We start from the raw sequence: 18,964 nt of genomic DNA on the forward strand, positions 1-18,964 counted from the left end.
TGATCCTTCGTTATTTTCGAAGTATTGCAGGCTCTGGCGACCGGCCCGTCGGCGCGCTCCATGCTACTTCACCGCGTCAGTCCTGCACTCCATGCGCCTGTACAGGGTGCTCAAATCCGCGCCAGCGCCTGGCTCAAGTCCGCACGCAGGTCCTCCACATCCTCGACCCCCACCGACAGACGCACCAGCGCATCGCCGATGCCAAGCTGCGCACGGGTCTCGGCAGGAATGGTCGCATGGGTCATGATCGCCGGGTGCTCGATCAGGCTTTCCACGCCACCCAGGCTTTCGGCCAGGGCAAAGATCTGCACACTTTCGAGGAAGCGCCTGGCGCCTGCCAGGTCGCTGTTGAGGTCGAGGGAAATCATCCCGCCGAAACCGCGCATCTGCTGCCGCGCCAGTTCGTGCTGCGGGTGCGATGGCAGCCCTGGATAATAGACGCGCGCCACCTGGGGCTGACGCTCCAGCCATTGCGCCAGCTCCAGTGCGTTGCTGCAGTGGCGTTCCATGCGCAGTGCCAGGGTTTTCACCCCGCGCAGGGTCAGAAAGGCGTCGAACGGCCCGGCGATAGCCCCCACCGCGTTCTGCAGGAAACCCAGGCGCTCGGCCAATTCGGCGTTCTGGCCGACCACGGCGATGCCGCCGATCACGTCGGAGTGGCCGTTCAGGTACTTGGTCGTCGAGTGCAGCACGATGTCGAAGCCCAGTTCCAGCGGGCGCTGTATCCACGGGCTGGCGAAGGTATTGTCGGCCACACAAATGATGTCTCGGTCACGGCAGATGCGCGCGATGGCCGCCAGGTCAGTGAGGCTCAGCAGGGGATTGCTCGGGGTCTCGACCATGACCATGCGCGTGTCGTCCTGCAGCGCCGCTTCGAAAGCCGTCAGGTTCGAGAGGTCGACGAAGCTGAAGCGAAGCCCGGCGCTGCGCCGACGCACCTTGTCGAACAGACGGAAAGTCCCGCCGTACAGATCGTTGCCGGAGACGACGTGCGCCCCGGTGTCGAGCAGTTCCAGCACCGTGGAAATCGTCGCCAGCCCGGAGGCGAACGCGAAAGCCTGGGTACCGCCTTCAAGGTCCGCGACGCAGCGCTCCAGGGCAAAGCGCGTCGGGTTGTGCGAGCGTCCGTAGTCGAAGCCCTTGTGCACGCCGGGGCTCTGTTGCAAGTAGGTGGAGTTGGCGTAGATCGGCGGCATCAGCGCCCCGGTGGTCGGGTCCGGCACCTGCCCGGCGTGGATCACGCGGGTGGCGAAGGCGCGGGTTGCCGCGTTTTCATCGTGTTGACTCATGTCAGCGCTCTCCGTAAGTGGTTGAGCAGGTCGACTCGGGTAATCAGGCCGTGGAAGCCCGACGCATCGGCGATGATCGCCACCAACCCGCGGTCAAGCTCCGCCTGCAGTTCAGCCAGGCTGGCGCCAGGCGGCAGGGTTTGCACCTTGTCCGTCATCGCGCTGGCCACGCTCATGCGAAAGTGCGAGGGATCTTCCTGCATGCCGAGCAGGATATCGGACTCGTCGATCACCCCGACCAGTCGCTGGCCGTCCACCAGCACCGGCAATTGCGACACATCCGCCAGGCGCATGCGCTGGAACGCGGTGAGCAGGGTGTCGTCCGGGCCGACGCTGATCACCCGGCCATCCTCGAAGCGCCGGGCGATCAGGTCGCGCAGATCGTCATAGTGCTTGTATTGCAGCAGGCCCTGATCGTTCATCCACTGGTCGTTATAGACCTTGGACAGGTAGCGGGTGCCGGTGTCGCAGACAAAACTGACCACCCGTTTCGGCTCGGTTTGCTCGCGGCAATAACGCAGTGCCGCGGCCAGCAGGGTGCCGGTCGAAGAGCCGCCGAGAATGCCTTCGGCGCGCAGCAGTTGACGGGCGTGATCGAAGCTTTCCTCGTCGCTGATCGAATAGGCATGGCGAACGCTGCTCAGATCGGCAATCGACGGAATGAAATCTTCACCGATGCCCTCGACTGCCCAGGACCCGGGTGTACCGAGAGTGCCGCTGCGGCTGTATTCGGCCATCACCGAACCGACCGGGTCGGCCAGCACCATGGCCAGCTCCGGCTGCACCCGGCGGAAGAAACGGGTCAGCCCGGTCAGCGTGCCGGCCGAACCGACGCCGACGACGATGGCGTCCACATCATGTTGCGTCTGCGCCCAGATCTCCGGCGCGGTGCTGCATTCATGGGCCAGCGGATTGGCCGGGTTGTTGAACTGATCGGCGAAGAAGGCATCGGGAATCTCTCGTGCCAGTTTCGCGGCAACGTCCTGGTAGTACTCGGGATGGCCCTTGCCGACGTCGGAGCGGGTGATGTGCACCTCGGCCCCCATGGCCTTGAGGTGCAGGACCTTCTCGGTGGACATCTTGTCCGGCACTACCAGCACCACCCGGTAGCCCTTGGCCCGGCCGACCAGCGCCAGGCCCAGGCCGGTGTTGCCGGCCGTGGCCTCGACTATGGTGCCGCCCGGTCGCAGGCGGCCATCGCGCTCGGCGGCGTCGATCATCGCCAGCCCGATGCGATCCTTGATCGAACCGCCGGGGTTCTGCGATTCAAGCTTGAGAAACAGGGTGCACGGGCCGGTATCGAAGCGGCTGATACGCACCAGCGGCGTATTGCCGATCAGTTCGAGCACGGCGGGGCGGGAGTCGTTCGGCATGTTGTCACCTCGCTGCAAAAATCTGCACTGGATGGGACAGCAACCCGCGGCGAGTTCTCGCGCGCCGGTCGCAAGCAAATGCGTCGTTTGGAACATAGGCCGGGATTGCCCCTCTCGCAACCGCGCACGGCCATTTGTTAGCGTCGGCTCCGAAAACGCGGTTCCTGCCGTTAGTCGGCGAACGAAAGTAGCGTCTTTCTCCGGACACAGATATTGGCCATTGCGATCCCCTTTTGGCCAACCCCGCACTGTGATCCGCCCAGACGGTCGGCAAGAATCAGGGGCGAGCGCCGATTCACACGCACCAGCGAAACCACAACCATACTCTTCTTGCTCCTTCAATTTTGCAGGCCGCTGCCGTGTACAGAACATAAAAACCATCGAGCTAACGCCACACTTGGGGAAAATCCATGGACACGATGAAACGCATGCTGGGCGTCACTGTTTGCGGGCTGACGCTGCTGGCCGGCGCAGCACAGGCCGAACAGCGCGAACTGAGGGTGTACAACTGGGCGGATTACATCCTGCCCTCGGTGCCCAAGGACTTCGCCCAGAACACCGGCATCAAAGTCACCTGGGACACCTTCGACACCAACGAGTCCCTGGAAGCCAAGCTGCTGACGGGCAATTCGGGGTACGACCTGGTGGTGCCGTCGAACCAGTTCATCGAAACCCAGATCAAGGCCGGCGTGTTCCAGAAACTCGACAAGTCTAAACTGCCGAACTGGCAGCACCAGGACCCGGCCCTGCTCAAGCTGCTGGACAAGAACGACCCCGGCAATCAATACGGCGTGCCCTACATGTACGGCACCGTGCTGATCGGCTTCAATCCGGACAAGGTCAAGGCCGCGCTGGGTGAAAACGCACCGGTGGACAGCTGGGACCTGGTGTTCAAGCCCGAGAACATGGAGAAGCTCAAGGCCTGTGGCGTGGCGATGCTCGACTCGCCTTCGGAAATCCTGCCGCTGGCCCTGCATTACCTGGGGCTCGACCCCAACAGTCAGAACCCGGACGATTATGAAAAAGCCAAGGCGCTGATGCTGAAGATTCGTCCCTACGTCACCTACTTCAACTCGGCCAAGTACATGACCGACATCGCCAATGGCGACATCTGCGTCGCCATCGGCTACTCCGGCAGCTTCTACCAGTTCGGCAATCGCGCCAAAGAGGCCGGCAACGGCGTGGTCGTCGACTGGCGCCTGCCGAAGGAAGGCGCACCGATCTGGTTTGACACCTTTGCCATTCCCAAGAGCGCGAAGAATGTCGACGAGGCCCACGAGTTCCTCAACACCTTGCTCGACCCCAAAGTCATCGCCCCGATCAGTGACTTCCTCGGGTACCCCAATGCCAACAAGGACTCGATCGCGCTGATCAACAAGGAGATCACCGGCAACCCGAACCTGACGCCGACCAGTGAGGCGTTGAAAACGCTATACGTGGTGCAACCGTTGCCGCAGAAGCTTGAGCGCGTGCGGACCCGGGTTTGGACCAGTATCAAGTCCGGCAATTAAACGCCACCCTGACTCTTGTGGCGAGGGAGCAAGCGCCCTCGCCACAAGTCACTCACCCGGTTCGTGCAACTGCCATGGCGCGCCGCGTGCAAACCGTGCCTCGATCCACTGCTTGAAAGCCGTCGTCGCTGCCGTGTTGTAGCGGGCTGAAGGACGCACCAGATAAACACCGGCATCGGCATCCAGCTGCCAGTCGGGCAGCACTCTGACCAACTGACCGCTAGCGAGGTCTCGGGTCATCAGCCATTCACCCCCGGCAAGGATGCCCAGCCCCATGCGCGCAGCGGATAGCAGCGCCTCATTGTCGTTACTGACCATGGTGCTGCGCACCTTGATGGATTGCTGGTCGTCAGTACGGGCGAGCTTCCATTCCGGGTACGAATGCAGCCCGGTGAAACCCAGGCAATTGTGATCGGCGAGGTCCGCCGGTGTATTCGGCTCGCCATGGCGCTGCAGGTAGGCGGGGGCCGCGCAGAGGATTCGGCGGTGATCGCACAACTTGCGGGCGACCAGTCGGTTGTCTGCCAGCTCACCGATGCGAATCGCGGCATCGAAACCTTCGGCGACGATGTCCACGAAACGCTCCGCGTATTCGACCTCCAGCGATACCTCGGGGTAAGCCAGGGCGAACTCCGAGACCATTGCGCCGAGCCATAACCGACCCATCGCGGCCGGCAGGGCGATGCGCAAACGGCCCCTGACCTGTGCCGCGCCCTGTGCCGCATCCTGCTCTGCCTGCGCGATCAGATCCACGGCATGACGCAGCCGCGAGACCAGGCGTGCGCCTTCGTCGGTAAACCGCAGTTGCCGGGTGGTGCGTTCGACCAGACGTATCCCCAGGCGAAGCTCCATGGCGCCGAGCCGCTTGGACAGTACCGACGGGTGCCGTTGCAGCATCCTTCCGGCGGCGGCAAAAGAGCCGTGTTCGGACAACGCCAGGAGTGTGGCGAGTTCATCTGCCTGCCGGCTATCGAACAGATCCATGCAACCACACACCTCGCCAAATCACGCAGACATCAGGTCCTGATCACGCCTCGGATCAGGGTATGAGGACGATTGCACCTTGCGCCCGTCCACTTTCCATCTCGGCATGCGCCAGGGCTACGTCAGCCAAGGGATAGCGCCGCCCGATTCGAGGCTGAATGATACCGCTGGCGACCGCTTGCAACACCTCTTGTGCGCGTTGCTGATAGTCCAGCGCAGTGGCGGTATGCGCGGCGAGAGAGGGGCGGGTCAGGAACAGCGAACCTTTGGCGTTGAGGGTGCTGACTTCCACCGGCGCCGGAGCGCCCGAGGCCATGCCGAAAGACACCATCAAACCGCGCGGGCGTAGGCTGTCGAGCGATGCTTCGAAAGACACTCTGCCGATGGGGTCATACACGACGTCAACCTTATGCCCGCCGGTCAGCTCCGCCACCTGGGAGGCCAGTGTCGCGGCGTCGAAAACCAGCACTGCATCACAACCGGCTGCCTTGGCGCGCTCGACGCTGTCGGGTTTCGAGACCACACCGATGACGAAGGCGCCGAGGTGTTTTGCCCAGGGCACCATGATCTGCCCCAACGCGCCCGCGGCGCCATACAACAGCACTCGGGTGCCCGGGCCAACGGGACAGGTAGTCTTGAGCAGGTAATGGGCAGTGATCCCCTTGAACAGGAGGGCCGCCGCTTCGTCGTAACCCAGTTCATCGCCGATCTTCACCAGTCGATTGGCCGGAAAGAGGCGGGCGCTGGCATAGGCACCCAGCGGGCCGGTGGCGTACGCGACCCTGTCGCCCACGGCAAACCCGGTCACGCCCGGCCCGATCGCCATCACCTGTCCGGCGCCTTCAAGGCCAAGTCCGCAGGGCAGGGGCACACGGACAGCGCCGCTGCGTTGGCTCAAGTCCAAAGGATTGAGCCCGATCGCTTTTTGCTCCAGCCAGACTTCGCCGACGCCCGGTGCTTGCGCCGTGGAGTGCTCGAACCGCAAAACCTCGGGCCCGCCTGTTTCATGAACGACAACGGTGCTTACCATCTTCGACTCCGTACACATTGGGTGTGTCAGAAGTGTGGATTGTACGACGGTGGAGCACTAGTCGGAGCAATTGCAGTTCATAATTGCACCCGATGCAGCAATCGCCAGCGCTCAACCGGACCCGTAGGAGCCAGGCTTGCCGGCGAAGGCGATCTTGAGTACGCCTTCGCCGGCAAGCCTGGCTCCTACAGAAAGCGGTTTACAGGCGATAGAACCAGAAAGCGGTTTACAGGCGATCGAACCAGAAAGCGGTTTACAGGTGATAGAACCAGAAAGCGGTTTACAGGCGTTAGAACCAGAAGCGCTTTACAGGCGTTAGAACGCAGGGGTGTATTTCACGCTGAACATGACGTTTCGCGGGTCACCAAAGTAGTTGTTGCCATTGAGCTGGTTGTACCCAGCCGTGTAATAGTTCTTGTCGAACAGGTTGTTGGCATTCAATGCCAGGTCGATTTCCGGGGTGAGTTGATAGCCCAGGCGAGCATTCCATACGGTGTAGCCGGGTATCTCGTAGGTGCGTTCGTAACCCAGGGTGTGGCTTTGGGTGGTGAAGCCCAGCCCGGTGCTGACCCGGCTCCAGTCGCCGCTGAACTGATAGTCGCTCCAGACCCGCAGCATGTGCTTGGGCGTCCACTGGCTGAAGACCCTGCCTTCGTCGACCGGATCTTCGAGATATTTGGTGGTGTTGTAGGTGTAGCCGGCGAACAGTTGCAGGCCGCTGAGCACTTCGCCGCTGATTTCCGCCTCGATCCCCTGGCTGCGAACCTTGCCTGAGGCGGTCGAGCAGTACCAGCCGTCGCAGGCGAAACCCGAGGCGACGTCGTTGACCGCACGATTCTCCTGGTCGTAACGGAACACCGCCAGGGACGTATTGACCCGGCCATCCATCAGCTCGCCCTTGAGACCGATTTCGTAGTTGCTGCCGATCACCGGCTTAAGCACCGAGCCGCTCGTGGTACGTGAGGTCTGTGGTTCGAACACGTCGGTGTAGCTGGCATAGACCGCCCATTCGCGGTTCAGGTCGTAGACGATGCCGGCGTAGGGCGTGACTTCTCCGGTTTCGTTGGTGGTGCTTGGCGCGTCGTCGATAGCGACGTCGCTGAACGCGGCCTGGGTCGCCGACTTGTAGCTGTAGTCATACCAGCTGACCCGGGCGCCGAGCACCAGGGTCAGCGGCTCAATCGGCTTGACCCGCCAGCTGCCGTACAGGCCTTTTTGCCGGATGTCGTATTTGCTCGGGGTCGCGCGGCCACCGGGGGTATTGAGCAAACCGTCGTAGCTGATTTCGGGGCGGTCATGATCGATGCCGAAGATGGTGTCGCTGCTGTCGTTGAAGGTCCGCGCAAAACGGTCGTCCGAGGTGAACTTGGAGTAGTTGCCGCCGAGCATGATTTCCTGCTGCATCGACAGGGCTTCGAAACGTCCGGTGAGGTTCATGTCCAGACCGACCTTGGTGGCGTCGAAGTCCGACACGAAATCGGCATATTGCACGCCACTGCCATCGGCATTGAGGCCGTCGTCGATGGTTTGCAGCCGTTGGTTTTTCGCCTGGTTGTCTTCCGTCATGCGCACCGCGCCGACCTTGAACGCCCAGTCGTCGTTGAACCGGTGCTCCAGATCGGTGTAGACCGTGGTGACATCGATATCCGAATGGTTCCAGCGCGCACCGGTGTAGGTCGAACGCGACACGTCGACTGGGCTGCCGTCAGCGTAGCGGGGCAGGCCGCGGATCATCGGTCGCGACTCGCCGTCGGAGCGGCTGACGGCCAGGCCCAGGGTAGTGTCTTCGCGCAGATCGAAGTCCAGCGCGCCGTACAGCGAGTGGGTCTTGCTCCATTCGTAGTCGGTGAAGGATTGGCTCTGGTCTTCATCGGCAACGAAGCGGCCACGCACGGTGCCGGTCTGGTTCAGCGGTCCGCCGGCGTCCAGTTGCAGGCCGTAATGATCCCAGGAACCGGCCTTTGCGGTGAGGGTCACGGTCGGTGCGTACTGGCCGCGTTTGCGCACCAGGTTGATCGCACCGCCGGGGCTGCCGGTACCCTGCAGCAAGCCGGACGCACCGCGCAGCACTTCCATGCGATCGAAAAAGATCAGGTCCTGGGTGGCCCAGTTGCCCAGCGCGTAGGTGTTGCGCGGGATCGGCACGCCGTCGTACTGCCAGTCATCGATCTGGAAGCCGCGCGAGGTCAGGATCATGCCTTTGCCCACGCCCTGGACGCCGACCAGTCCGGTGGTCTGGTTGGCGGCGTCTTTAAGATCGGTGAGGCCCTGGTCGTCCATCTGCTTGCGGGTCATCACGGTGACCGACTGCGGAATTTCCTTCAAGGTATGAGTGCCCTTGCCGATGGTCACCGCCCGTGCCGCGTAGGAGCCCGAGCCTTCGGTAGTGGCATCGACACTGCGTTCGACGATGCTGGTGACACCCAGTTGCAGCGCGGCGTTGCTGTCCGTGGCCGGTTCGACGCTGAAGTTGCCTTGCTCGGTGACGCGCAGCTGCAGGTCGCTGCCGGTCAGTGCCCTTTGCATCGCCTCGGCGGCGGGCATCCGGCCAATCACCGCCGGTGCCTGTTTGCCCTGCACCAGCGAAGGTTCCAGGGAAACGATATGCCCGCTCTGGCTGGCGATGGCATTCAGCGTGCTGGCGAGGGGGCCGGCCGGCAGGTTGAAGGACAGGTCTTGGGCCTGTGCCAGGGCAGGGCTGGCCAGGATTGCCAGGGCAACGGCAGCGGAAAGGGTGTGGGGCCACGGGTTGAACACAGCATTCTCCTGATGGTGTGGAAGTGTCAGGAGATAGGTGGGACGAGAAATGAAAACCGGACACGAATGAGAGTGATTTTCAAAAAAAATTTATCTGCACGGCTATTTCGCCCGAATCAGCGTCAACCAGGGGCTGTAGCGATCCACCCGGATGGGCAGGGTTTCGGCCAGCGCGGTGAAGGTCCGGTCGGGGTCGTCGAGCGGGAATACACCCTGGACGCGCAAGTGACGAACCTCGGGCGAGACCCGCACAAATCCGCGGCTGTACGGGCGCAGCGCCTCGACCACCTGCTCCAGGGGTTCGTCCAGCACATTCAGGCGTCCGCTGAGCCAGTCGGCGCGGTGGCGCTGGTCGCCGGCAACGGCGCTGATCTGCCGGGCCGACAGCAGGGCCGACTGACCTTCCTGCAGGTCCAGCGTGGTGCCGTCGAACAACCGGGCTTGAACCGAATGCTGCAGCACGACCACGCGACTGGCGTCCGGCTCCTGAGCCACCAGGAAACGCGTGCCCAATGCGCGTATTTCACCCTGGGCGGTGCGTACGCGCAGGGGACGCCGGGGATCGGCCGCCACCTGAATCATCAATTCGCCGTGACGCAGAACCACCAGCCTTTGCCGGTCGTCGAACTGCAGGTCCACCGCGCTGTCGGCATTCAGGCTCAGGCGGCTGCCGTCGGCCAGGTTGAAATCCTGGCGCTGCCCGCGCCCGGTGTGCAGGTCCGCCAGCAGCGAGTCACCCAGCGGGCTGCGCGCACCCAGCCACAAGCCGCCACCGAGCAGGCCCAGGCCGGCGATCACACGTAATGCGTCGCGCCGCGAACCATGGGGCTGCAGCAGCAGTTGGCGCGCCTCGCCGGCTTGTCCGGGCACGCGTCGATCCAGCGCGCGCACCGTGTTGAAGGAACCATCGAGTCGCTCCTGCAATTTCGCCCAGGCCTGGGCATGCGCAGGATCCATCGCCAGCCAGGCGTTGAATCGCGCCTGCAACGCGGCGTCCGGCGTGCCGGCGCGCAGGCGCACCATCCAGTCGATGGCCTGCTCGCTGACGGGGTCCAGGCGCGTCTTGTTCATGGCGCCATCTCGCTGAGGTAGCACTGACGCAGTGCCTGTTTCATGTAGCGGCTGACCGTGCGTTCCGACAACCCGAGTTTTTGCGCAATGGCCACGTAACTCAGCCCGTCCAGTTGGCTGTAGAGGAAGGTCGCCTTGACCACCAGCGGCAAGCCGTCGATCGCCCGGTCGATGGCGACCAGTGCTTCAATCAGCTGCAACTGTTCTTCGGGAGAGGGCGCCAGCGCCTCCGGCACAGTGGACAGGCGTTCCAGGTAGGCCAACTCCAGCTTGCGCCGCCGATGCCGATCGAAAATCAACCGGCGGGCGATGGTCGACAGGTAGGCGCGAGGCTGTTCGATGCTGTCGGGGTCGACGCGGGCGGTCAGCATCTGGCAGAACGTATCGGCGGCAGTGTCCTCGGCGTCCGCGTGATTGCGCAGGCGTCGCTGGATATGCTGCAGCAGCCAGCGATGATGGTCGCTGAAAAAGAAGCCCAGCTTGCTGGTCGGAGGAGATTGCACCGGTGGCTTTCCAGATGTGAGTGTGAATCGTTCTCAATACTACCTGTGAGAGGATCGCCACTGCAATCTCCAGGTTTGCAAACGCCGAGGCGTGTGGTTCGTCTGAAAAAAATAAAAAGCTGCGGCCACGGTCGCGGCGCATGAGACATCTTTAAATTATGAGCTAATGTCTAGTTGTTCCCCTCGCCAGTCGCGGCCCAATCAGCTCGTCCCTGACGTGCTGGCGAGGCGGACACCACTGATCAGCCTGCCTGCCTTTTTTATAAGCCTGCTTTTCTTAGTTGCCATCCGCCACCTTGCGTTCTATCTCGGCAATTTTTTTGCTGAGCTCCTCAGCGTCCTGCTCCTTGGTCCGAGTGGAAGAGGGCGTAATGCTTTCATCCACCCCCTGGGTGTCACTGTCCCTGTCCTCGATATCCCGTTCCACCACATTGACCGGCTTGCCGGACGTATCAGTGGGCGGGGCGTTCGACGTTGTTTGTGATTCCACGTCGTTGTCGCGGTCATCGTTGTTCATCGCGCTTACCTCGGTTGGCCTACACATTGGATGCAGCGCCTGGGCCCGAGTTCGAGTTTTTTACCAGCGCGTTCGCACCTCTTATCGGTCCTCATGAACCTATGTCGAATCCTGTTGATCCATTGCCCAAATGACTCGGGAATCCCACCGCCATGAACTCTCTCAGAAACCTGCTGACGCTGGCCGAGGAACGCCGACTGCGTGCACTGGATGCCTGGCATCGGGCGCTGGAAAACATCGCGCTGCGCATGGAATCTCCGGATGCCTACCATGAAGAGCTGCTACGCCAGTCGGATGAGCTGGATCGCCAGGGGATCGTTACCTGGGAGGAGTGGCGCGACCTGCGAATCGAGGCGGATCAGGCGTATTTGCGCGCGGTTGCGGGAGAGGACTATCACTGAGGTTCGCATGGATGAACAGATACCTGAATTTCGGTATTGAAGAGGAATACTTCATCACCGACCTGGAGACCCGGCGTATGTCCGGCAAGCCCTCCGGCGCCGCGATTGAAGCGTGCAAGGCAGTGCTGGGCGATTGTTTTGCCCTTGAGATGTTCCTGGGGCAAATCGAAGTCGCTTCCCCCATATTCACCAGCCTGCCGCAAGCGGCGGATTACCTGGGTACCGCTCGCCAAAGCTTGCGGCTCGCGCTCGAACCTCATGGCTTGGGATTGCTCACTGCCGGCAGCCACCCTTTGGCCGATTGGCGCACCCAACAGCCCACAGACCAAGCGCATTTTCTTCAGCTGTTCGAAGACTACCAGCACGTGGCCCGGCGTAGCCTGCTCTGCGGTCTGCACGTGCATGTTGAAGTGCCCGGCCATCTGGATCGCATTCACGTGATGAACGAAATCTTGCCGTGGATGCCGTTGTTGCTGGCGCTGAGCAGCTCCTCGCCCTTTTGGAACGGTGCCGACAGCGGCTTCATGAGCTATCGCCAGACGGCCTGTGACGAGTGGCCGAGGATGGGAGTTCCGGAGTATTTCGCAGATCAAAATGCCTATGACGCCTACGTCGACTTGCTGATCCGTACCGGCGCCATCCGCCAGGCCGGCGAATGCTGGTGGGGTGTACGACCCGCGAGCCGGTTTCCGACCCTGGAGCTGCGGATGACGGATGCGTGCCCGCGCCTGGAGGATGCTTTGTGCATTGCCGCTATGTTTCGATTACTGGTCGCCTGTGCCATCGATCAACCCCGCCCGGGATCGAGCTGGTCACAGCAATCGCGGTGGATCCTCCAGGAAAACCGCTGGCGCGCGAAGCGATTTGGCATCCACGCGTCCTTCATTGTCGAGGGTTACGACCGGCCTTTCTCTGCCGAGCAGTGGTTGTTCATGGCCGAGCAGATCTTTGGCGACGCCGCGCAGGCAATGGGCGTGGAGGAGGTCTTTACCCAGGCGCGCCGGATACTGCGGGATGGTACCAGTGCCGAGCGACAGCGCACCCTCTACCGGCAAGTCTTGGGGAGCACCGGGGATGTACAAGCCGCGCTGTCGGCGGTGGTGGATCTGTTGCTGATGGAGACGGCGGAGCAACCCTGCATCAATCGAGCAATGTGTGAGTCATGACTCGAACTCACCGCTAGACCAGATACCGCCGAAACCACCCCAGCGTCCGGTCCCAGGCCAACCGCGCCGCCGCGTCATCGTACCGGGGCGTGGAGTCGTTATGGAAACCGTGGTTGGCGCCCGGATAGATATAAGCTTCATAGGTCTTGCCCGCGGCTTTCAACGCCTTCTCATAGGCCGGCCAGCCTTCGTTGATACGGGTATCCAGTTCGCCATAGTGCAGCATCAACGGCGCCTTGATGCGGGGGACGTCCTTGGCCTCTGCCTGGCGACCATAAAAGGACACGCCAGCCCCCAGTTCCGGATAAGCCACGGCCGCGGCATTGACCACGCCACCGCCGTAACAGAACCCGGTGATGCCGACTTTGCCAGTGGTTGCGTCGTGCTTCATCAGCCACTCGATCGCGGCGAAAAAGTCATTCATGAGCTTTTCAGGGTCGACGGTCGCCTGCAGCTCCCGGCCTTTGTCATCGTTTCCCGGATAGCCGCCGACCGACGTCAGGCCATCGGGGGCGAGGGCGATGAAACCGGCTTTGGCCACGCGTCGCGCGACATCCTCGATGTACGGGTTGAGCCCGCGGTTTTCATGCACGACCACCACCCCTGGCACCTTGCCGCCGGCCTTCGCCGGGCGCACCAGATAACCACGGACCTGCCCGTTGCCCTTGGGCGAGGGGTAAGTGACGTACTCGGCGATGATGTCCGGGTCGGTAAACTCGACCTGCTCGGCAAGCGCATAGTTCGGGCTCAGCGCGGCGAGCAGGGCGCTGGCCGTCAAACCGCCCAGGGTGAACAACGCCGCACGATCGAGAAACTCGCGCCGGTTGATCTTGCCGTGGGCGTAATAGTCGTACAGTTCGAGCAGTTCCGGGGCAAAGTCTTTCGCAGTGAGACGGGTCATCTGTGCGCTTCCTCTGGGGCGGGTCGAGTGGCTGCCGGCTCGACGATGTGAGCGATAACTACCGAGCGTAGTCGCTCAAGAACAAGTGCTGAAGTGAGATTAAGCGATAGAACAGCCTTTGTGTCCGGATCAAGTGGTAAAAATACCCGCAAAAAATACATAAAGTTGCTTCGTGTACCGTATACGAGTACATTTGATGGCGCGAAACAGATTTTGAATTGGTGTTCGATTTTTACCTGTATATGAGTCATAAGATGGCTTTAGGGCTTATATGAGGGTATAAGTATTGTATTAAGCTTCCTCGCTGCCAAATTTTTTTTATCGTCTGAGCATTCAATCATGGCCAACCGCGTCTATTCGCCCCACACCGTCAAGGCACTCGAGATTCTGGGGAAACTGATCCAGCTCAAGCGAAAAGAGCGTGGGTTGACCTTGCAGGAACTGGCTGAGCGGGCCGGCGTCTCCCGCAGTCTCATCCAGCGTCTCGAGAAATGTGAGCCAGGCTGTGAAATAGGCGTCGCGTTCGAGGTGGCTCATCTCCTGGGTATCGAGTTGATTGAGTCGCCGGTGGACCAGGGCACCTTGACTGGCATTCTCACGGATAAAATCGCCTTGCTCCCGGCTTCTGTCCGCAGCTCGAAAAAGGAGGTGAGCAATGCCTTCTGAAGATCAAGTCTGTTACATATGGACGTGGTTGCCGGGCAGCACAGAGCCTGTTGTCGCCGGCAGGTTGGTGAGGCGACGCGATGGCCAATTTGCTTTTCTTTACGGTCAAAGCTACCTGAAGAATCCGCAGGCCATCCCTCTGAACAACCTCGAGCTGCCGCTGGGTACTGAAATGATCGAGCCGCCAGCCGGATTGAAAATTGCCAGCGGGATACGGGACGCGTCTCCCGATGCCTGGGGGCGACGCGTCATCATCAATCGCCTTTACGGGAAAGCCGGTCTCGCGGCTTACGATCAAGACCTGGATGAACAGACGTATATGCTCGAGTCCGGCTCTGACCGTATTGGCGCCCTGGATTTTCAGTTGTCACCGACCGAGTATGTGTCACGTAGCAACGACAATGCCACGCTTGAAGAACTGCTCAATGCTGCCGAGCTGGTAGAGAAGGGAATTCCTCTGACGGCCGAGCTGGATCAAGCTCTGCGCCATGGATCATCTATCGGTGGCGCACGGCCCAAAGCACTCATCAAGGCAGACGATGCGAAGTATGTAGCCAAGTTTTCTGCATCTAACGATACGGTCAGTGTCGTCAAGTCGGAGTTCATCATGATGCGCCTGGCACACTTGCTGGGACTTGATGCCGCGCCGGTAAAGATCCAGCAGGTTTTGGGCAAGGATGTACTACTGATCGAGCGCTTCGACCGTGTCCCGCAACCGGGAGGCTGGGCAAGGCGCATTATGGTGTCGGCACTGACGCTGTTAGGGCTGGATGAGATGATGGCCCGCTACACGAGCTATGAAGACCTCACGCACCTCATCAGGAAATATTTCCACGACCCCAAGCGAGATTTGCATGAGCTGTTTTCCCGGCTAGTGTTCAACATCCTCTGCGGGAACACAGATGACCATGCACGTAACCATGCGGCATTTTTTGACGGCAAAGCCTATAGCCTGACACCCGCCTATGACATCTGCCCGCAGAATCGCTCGGGGAACGTGGCGAGCCAGGGCATGCTCATCATGGGGGGCGCCAACCAGAGCCAGATTGCCCTGTGCCTGGACGCCGCGCATCTGTTCCTGCTGGACCGTGGCCGGGCCAGGCAGATTGTCCTGAAGCAGATCGAAGGTATCCGGGCTTATTGGGAGCTTGTGTGTCAGGAGTCCGGGGTCAGCCAGGTTGACCGCAACGTACTGGCCACTCGGCAGGTATTGAATGCGTTTGCTTTCGAGAATCTGCAGGAGGATGACCAGGATATCCGGGCGCTGGCCGAGGATGTGAGACGCATATTGCCAGTCCGGTAGTTCTAAATATTAGCTTGGCTGGAGGTGGGTGAAATCGTCTCTAAGATACACTAAGAAACAAATGGCTTGTTGAGTCGTAATGTAACTAAGTTATAGAAGTGTTTTTTTCTTCCAGGGAGGGAAGTTGATTTTTCTTACAAGAAAAGGAGTTTCGTTAATGGCATTAAGAGGAGAGACAGCACAACGAGGATCAAAACGCTGGTTAGGCCTAAGCGTGCTGATGCTACCTGTATTACTGGTGACAGTTGACAACACAGTACTTGGATTTGCGTTACCAAAGATCGCCGAAGCCCTGCACCCGAGCGCCACCCAGCAATTGTGGATGATCGATGCTTACTCGCTGGTGTTGGCGGGATTGCTGGTGTCGATGGGTAGTCTGGGGGATCGAATCGGCCATCGTAAGTTGCTGCTGGCCGGTTCTTTGGGTTTTGCCATAGTGTCGGTGCTGACTGCGTATTCCGATACCGCCATGCAACTGATTGCCGGGCGAGCGTGTATGGGCGTTTTCGGTGCGATGTTGATGCCGTCAACTCTGGCGTTGATACGTTCGGTGTTCGAAGATCGAGAAGAACGGAGATTGGCGGTCGCGATCTGGGCAACGACCTTGACCGTGGGATCGGCACTCGGTCCTTTGGTGGGTGGGGTGTTGTTGGAGTTTTTCAGTTGGGGGTCGATTTTCCTGTTGGCGGTACCCGTGTTGGTACCGCTGCTGGTGCTGGGGCCTCTGTTGTTACCCGAATCCGAACCAGACTCCTCAGGGCCGCTGGATCCGATAAGCATTCTGCAGTCGATGGCAGCACTGGGCGCCGTTGTTTATGGCATTAAACACAGCTCCAGTAATGGTATCGACTGGATGGCGTTGTCAGCATTTGCAGCAGGCACCGTTGCGGGCTGGATGTTTGTGCGTCGGCAGTTACGATTGCCTGTGCCGCTGATGGACCTGAGTTTGTTACGCAACGGCACCTTTAGCGGTTCCGTGCTGATCAATCTGATGAGCCTGGCATTCCTCGTAGGCTTCGTATTCTTCACTACTCAGTTCTTGCAGATTGTTCTGCAGATGTCGCCCTTGAGTGCCAGTCTCGCGTTAGTGCCGGGTCAGGTCATGGCGATTGTGGTGGGGATGGCGGTCGTGCCTGTCGCGCAGCGAGTTCAAGTGCATGTGCTGGTACCGATTCTCATGGTGTTCACTGGAGCGGCGTTTTTGCTGGTCGCGAGCATGGGCAGCAGCCTGACCGTTTTGGTGGTGGCGTTTGCCTTGCTGAATATCGGCGTGGGTGCGATCGCGACGGTGTCCAATGATGTGATCTTGTCAGCCGCGCCGCCGGCAAAGGCGGGTGCGGCGTCGGCCATCAGCGAAACGGCCTATGAAGTGGGCGTGGTGTTGGGTACGACAGTGCTCGGTGGTCTCGTCACTGCCTACTATCGCGGTGCATTGCAACTTCCGGGATTTCTGAATGATGTGCAGATGATGCTGGCGAGTGAGACGCTATCTGGCGCCCATCATGTGGCGGCAGACTTGTCGGGAGATCAAGGGAGAGAATTGATGGCGCAGGCCGCGAGGGCATTCGAGGGTGGGATCGGGCTGGTTTCGTGGGTGACGTTCGGCTTGGCGCTCATGGCCATTCTGATTGCTCGGCGTACTTTGCGCATACCAACCCCAAAATTTTCCGAGGGGTAGTGATCGAAGGTCGGGTCGTTTACCGGCACGGCCCGACAATTGTAGGATCGAGTTTACCAGCGAAGGCGGCCTTGAGCCTTGCAGCGTCCATGAAGACGCCTTCGCCAGCAAGCCGGCTCCTACGGGTTCAGCGCTCCATCACACAGTATTTATCAAGCGCGAGCCGCGCCCGGTTCATTTCAGGCTTTGCGCCCCGGCCTTGGCCACTTGTGCATCCTGCTCGGCCTTGACCCCGGACACCCCGACGGCCCCGATGACCTGGCCGTCGACGATGATCGGCACGCCGCCTTCCAGGGAGGTCAGCAGGGGGGCCGACAGGAAGGCATGGCGCCCACCGTTGACCATCTCTTCATAACCTTTGGACTCGCGCCGGCCCAGGGCCGAGGTGCGGGCCTTTTCGGTGGCGATGTAGGCGCCGATCGGGGCGCAACCGTCGAGGCGTTCGAGGGCCAGCGGGTGACCGCCGTCGTCGACGATCACGATGGTCACGGCCCACTGGTTGTTCTGTGCTTCGGTGCGGGCGGCAGCGAGGATCTGGCTGACTTCGGTCTGACTCAGTACGGCTTTGCTTTTCATAAGACTCTCCAGGGTTGGGTTAAGGCAATGCGGCTTCGACCAGTTCGATCCAGTGCCTGACCGGGGTTCGGCCCGCACCGTCGAGGTGCGACTGACAGCCGATATTGGCGGTGACGATGACTTCGGGGTGTCCGCTTTCCAGCGCATTGAGTTTGTTGTCGCGCAATTGCCGGGACAGTTCGGGTTGGGTCACTGAATAGGTACCCGCCGAGCCACAGCACAGGTGACTGTCGGGCACGGGGGTGAGGTTGAAGCCCAGGCGGGTCAGGATGGCCTCGACCGCACCGCCGAGTTTCTGTGCGTGCTGCAAAGTGCAGGGGCAATGGAACGCGAGGCGCTGGTCGCTGTGCACGCCGAGCTTTTCCAGTGGCTCGTCGCGCAGCACTTCGACCAGGTCCTTGGCCAGGGCGCTGACCTTTTTCGCCTTCTCGGCATAGGCCGGGTCGGTGCTGAGCAGGTGCCCGTAGTCCTTGATGAAGGCGCCGCAACCGCTGGCGGTTTGTACGATGGCTTCGGCGCCGTTTTCGATGCTTGGCCACCAGGCGTCGATGTTGCGCCGGGCGCGATCGAGGCCGGCGGCCTGGGCATCGAGGTGATAGTCCACGGCGCCGCAGCAGCCTGCCTCGCGGGTGGCCGTGACGCTGATCCCCAGTCGATCCAGGACGCGCGCGGTGGCGGCGTTGGTATTGGGCGACAGGCTCGGCTGCACGCAGCCTTCGAGCATCAGCACCTGCCGGGCGTGGCGGGTGACCGGGCGCGGCTTGGCCGGGTAAACGCGACGCGGCAGTTTGGCCTGCAAGGCGGTGGGCAACAACGCGCGGAACACCTGGCCGCTGCTGACCAGCGCCTTGAACAGTCGCGGATTGGGCACGACGCCGCGCAACCCTTCACGCAGCAGGCGCTGGTCGAGCGAACGCGGCACGGCGGCATCGACCACCGCGCGGCCGATGTCGAGCAAGTTGTGGTAGTCGACACCGGAAGGGCAGGTGGTTTCACAGTTGCGGCAGGACAGGCAGCGATCCAGGTGCTGTTGGGTTTTCTGTGTGACTTCGTTGCCTTCCAGCACCTGTTTGATCAAATAGATACGACCGCGGGGGCCATCCAGTTCATCGCCGAGCAACTGATAGGTCGGGCAGGTAGCGTTGCAGAAACCGCAGTGCACACAGGTGCGCAGGATGCTTTCGGCTTCTTCGGCGCGGGGCAGTTGGCGAGCCTGTTCGCTCAAGGTGGTTTGCATG

General features: G+C 61.1%; 17 protein-coding genes. 6 read left to right on the forward strand and 11 right to left on the reverse strand.

The genetic code is table 11. From position 1 onward, the window contains the following. Nucleotides 1-110 precede the first annotated feature (110 nt). Complete coding sequence (locus F8N96_RS09935; RefSeq protein WP_150797643.1) at nucleotides 111-1,289, reverse strand: cystathionine gamma-synthase; 1,179 nt, start codon at nucleotides 1,287-1,289, stop codon at nucleotides 111-113. Further along, nucleotides 1,286-2,662, reverse strand: coding sequence for a pyridoxal-phosphate dependent enzyme (locus F8N96_RS09940; protein ID WP_150797644.1), 1,377 nt, complete (start codon nucleotides 2,660-2,662; stop codon nucleotides 1,286-1,288). The genes F8N96_RS09935 and F8N96_RS09940 overlap by 4 nt, the downstream gene beginning before the upstream one ends. Nucleotides 2,663-3,072: 410 nt before the next feature. On the opposite strand from F8N96_RS09940, the gene F8N96_RS09945 reads away from it, so the two are divergent. Beyond that, the gene (locus F8N96_RS09945) at nucleotides 3,073-4,173 is read left to right on the forward strand and encodes a polyamine ABC transporter substrate-binding protein (RefSeq protein WP_064678213.1); all 1,101 of its coding nucleotides are present in this window, start codon (nucleotides 3,073-3,075) and stop codon (nucleotides 4,171-4,173) included. Between the two features lie 48 nt (nucleotides 4,174-4,221). Here F8N96_RS09945 and F8N96_RS09950 read toward each other — a convergent pair whose 3' ends face one another. The 6 genes from F8N96_RS09950 to F8N96_RS09975 all read right to left on the reverse strand — a co-directional run bounded on the left by F8N96_RS09950 (nucleotide 4,222) and on the right by F8N96_RS09975 (nucleotide 11,035). Further along, nucleotides 4,222-5,157 carry a LysR family transcriptional regulator gene (locus F8N96_RS09950; RefSeq protein ID WP_150797645.1) on the reverse strand — a complete coding sequence of 312 codons (936 nt, stop codon included), beginning with the start codon at nucleotides 5,155-5,157 and terminating at the stop codon, nucleotides 4,222-4,224. Between the two features lie 55 nt (nucleotides 5,158-5,212). Further along, nucleotides 5,213-6,187, reverse strand: a complete 975-nt coding sequence (locus tag F8N96_RS09955; RefSeq protein WP_150797646.1) for a quinone oxidoreductase family protein — start codon at nucleotides 6,185-6,187, stop codon at nucleotides 5,213-5,215. A 315-nt stretch (nucleotides 6,188-6,502) separates the two neighbouring features. Further along, on the reverse strand, nucleotides 6,503-8,944 hold the full coding sequence (locus tag F8N96_RS09960) for a TonB-dependent siderophore receptor (RefSeq protein WP_150797647.1): 2,442 nt from the start codon (nucleotides 8,942-8,944) through the stop codon (nucleotides 6,503-6,505). Between the two features lie 102 nt (nucleotides 8,945-9,046). After that, the gene (locus F8N96_RS09965) at nucleotides 9,047-10,015 is read right to left on the reverse strand and encodes a FecR domain-containing protein (RefSeq protein ID WP_150797648.1); all 969 of its coding nucleotides are present in this window, start codon (nucleotides 10,013-10,015) and stop codon (nucleotides 9,047-9,049) included. Then, a complete protein-coding gene (locus F8N96_RS09970) occupies nucleotides 10,012-10,518 on the reverse strand; it encodes a sigma-70 family RNA polymerase sigma factor (RefSeq protein WP_128869840.1) in 507 nt (168 codons plus the stop codon). The genes F8N96_RS09965 and F8N96_RS09970 overlap by 4 nt, the downstream gene beginning before the upstream one ends. Nucleotides 10,519-10,795: 277 nt before the next feature. Further along, on the reverse strand, nucleotides 10,796-11,035 hold the full coding sequence (locus tag F8N96_RS09975) for a hypothetical protein (protein WP_150797649.1): 240 nt from the start codon (nucleotides 11,033-11,035) through the stop codon (nucleotides 10,796-10,798). A gap of 152 nt (nucleotides 11,036-11,187) precedes the next feature. Between F8N96_RS09975 and F8N96_RS09980 the strand changes: the two genes are divergently transcribed. Together F8N96_RS09980 and F8N96_RS09985 are read left to right on the forward strand one after the other, a co-directional pair. After that, nucleotides 11,188-11,436, forward strand: a complete 249-nt coding sequence (locus F8N96_RS09980; RefSeq protein ID WP_150797650.1) for a hypothetical protein — start codon at nucleotides 11,188-11,190, stop codon at nucleotides 11,434-11,436. 11 nt (nucleotides 11,437-11,447) lie between these two features. Next, the gene (locus F8N96_RS09985; protein WP_150797651.1) at nucleotides 11,448-12,602 is read left to right on the forward strand and encodes a carboxylate-amine ligase; all 1,155 of its coding nucleotides are present in this window, start codon (nucleotides 11,448-11,450) and stop codon (nucleotides 12,600-12,602) included. Nucleotides 12,603-12,615: 13 nt separating this feature from the next. Here the strand turns inward: F8N96_RS09985 and yghX are convergent, their stop codons facing one another. Next, entirely contained in the window at nucleotides 12,616-13,503 is an 888-nt protein-coding gene (gene yghX / locus F8N96_RS09990) for a YghX family hydrolase (RefSeq protein WP_150797652.1), read from the reverse strand. Nucleotides 13,504-13,842: 339 nt separating this feature from the next. On the opposite strand from yghX, the gene F8N96_RS09995 reads away from it, so the two are divergent. The 3 genes from F8N96_RS09995 (at nucleotide 13,843) to F8N96_RS10005 (ending at nucleotide 17,150) form a co-directional block, all read left to right on the forward strand. Further along, nucleotides 13,843-14,169 (forward strand): helix-turn-helix domain-containing protein, encoded by a 327-nt coding sequence (locus F8N96_RS09995; protein WP_150797653.1) that lies wholly within the window; start codon nucleotides 13,843-13,845, stop codon nucleotides 14,167-14,169. Then, complete coding sequence (locus F8N96_RS10000; RefSeq protein ID WP_150797654.1) at nucleotides 14,159-15,472, forward strand: type II toxin-antitoxin system HipA family toxin; 1,314 nt, start codon at nucleotides 14,159-14,161, stop codon at nucleotides 15,470-15,472. Before F8N96_RS09995 ends, F8N96_RS10000 begins: the two co-directional genes overlap by 11 nt. Nucleotides 15,473-15,629: 157 nt before the next feature. Continuing rightward, nucleotides 15,630-17,150: an MFS transporter gene (locus F8N96_RS10005; protein ID WP_150797655.1), complete on the forward strand. Its 1,521-nt coding sequence runs from the start codon at nucleotides 15,630-15,632 to the stop codon at nucleotides 17,148-17,150. A 174-nt stretch (nucleotides 17,151-17,324) separates the two neighbouring features. Here the strand turns inward: F8N96_RS10005 and F8N96_RS10010 are convergent, their stop codons facing one another. Both F8N96_RS10010 and glcF read right to left on the reverse strand, forming a co-directional pair. Then, nucleotides 17,325-17,726 (reverse strand): heme-binding protein, encoded by a 402-nt coding sequence (locus F8N96_RS10010; protein ID WP_150797656.1) that lies wholly within the window; start codon nucleotides 17,724-17,726, stop codon nucleotides 17,325-17,327. Nucleotides 17,727-17,745: 19 nt separating this feature from the next. Further along, entirely contained in the window at nucleotides 17,746-18,963 is a 1,218-nt protein-coding gene (gene glcF, locus F8N96_RS10015) for a glycolate oxidase subunit GlcF (RefSeq protein ID WP_150797657.1), read from the reverse strand. Nucleotide 18,964 lies beyond the last annotated feature (1 nt).

Source organism: Pseudomonas fluorescens (assembly GCF_902497855.1).
Taxonomy (GTDB): Bacteria; Pseudomonadota; Gammaproteobacteria; order Pseudomonadales; family Pseudomonadaceae; genus Aquipseudomonas; species Aquipseudomonas fluorescens_BI.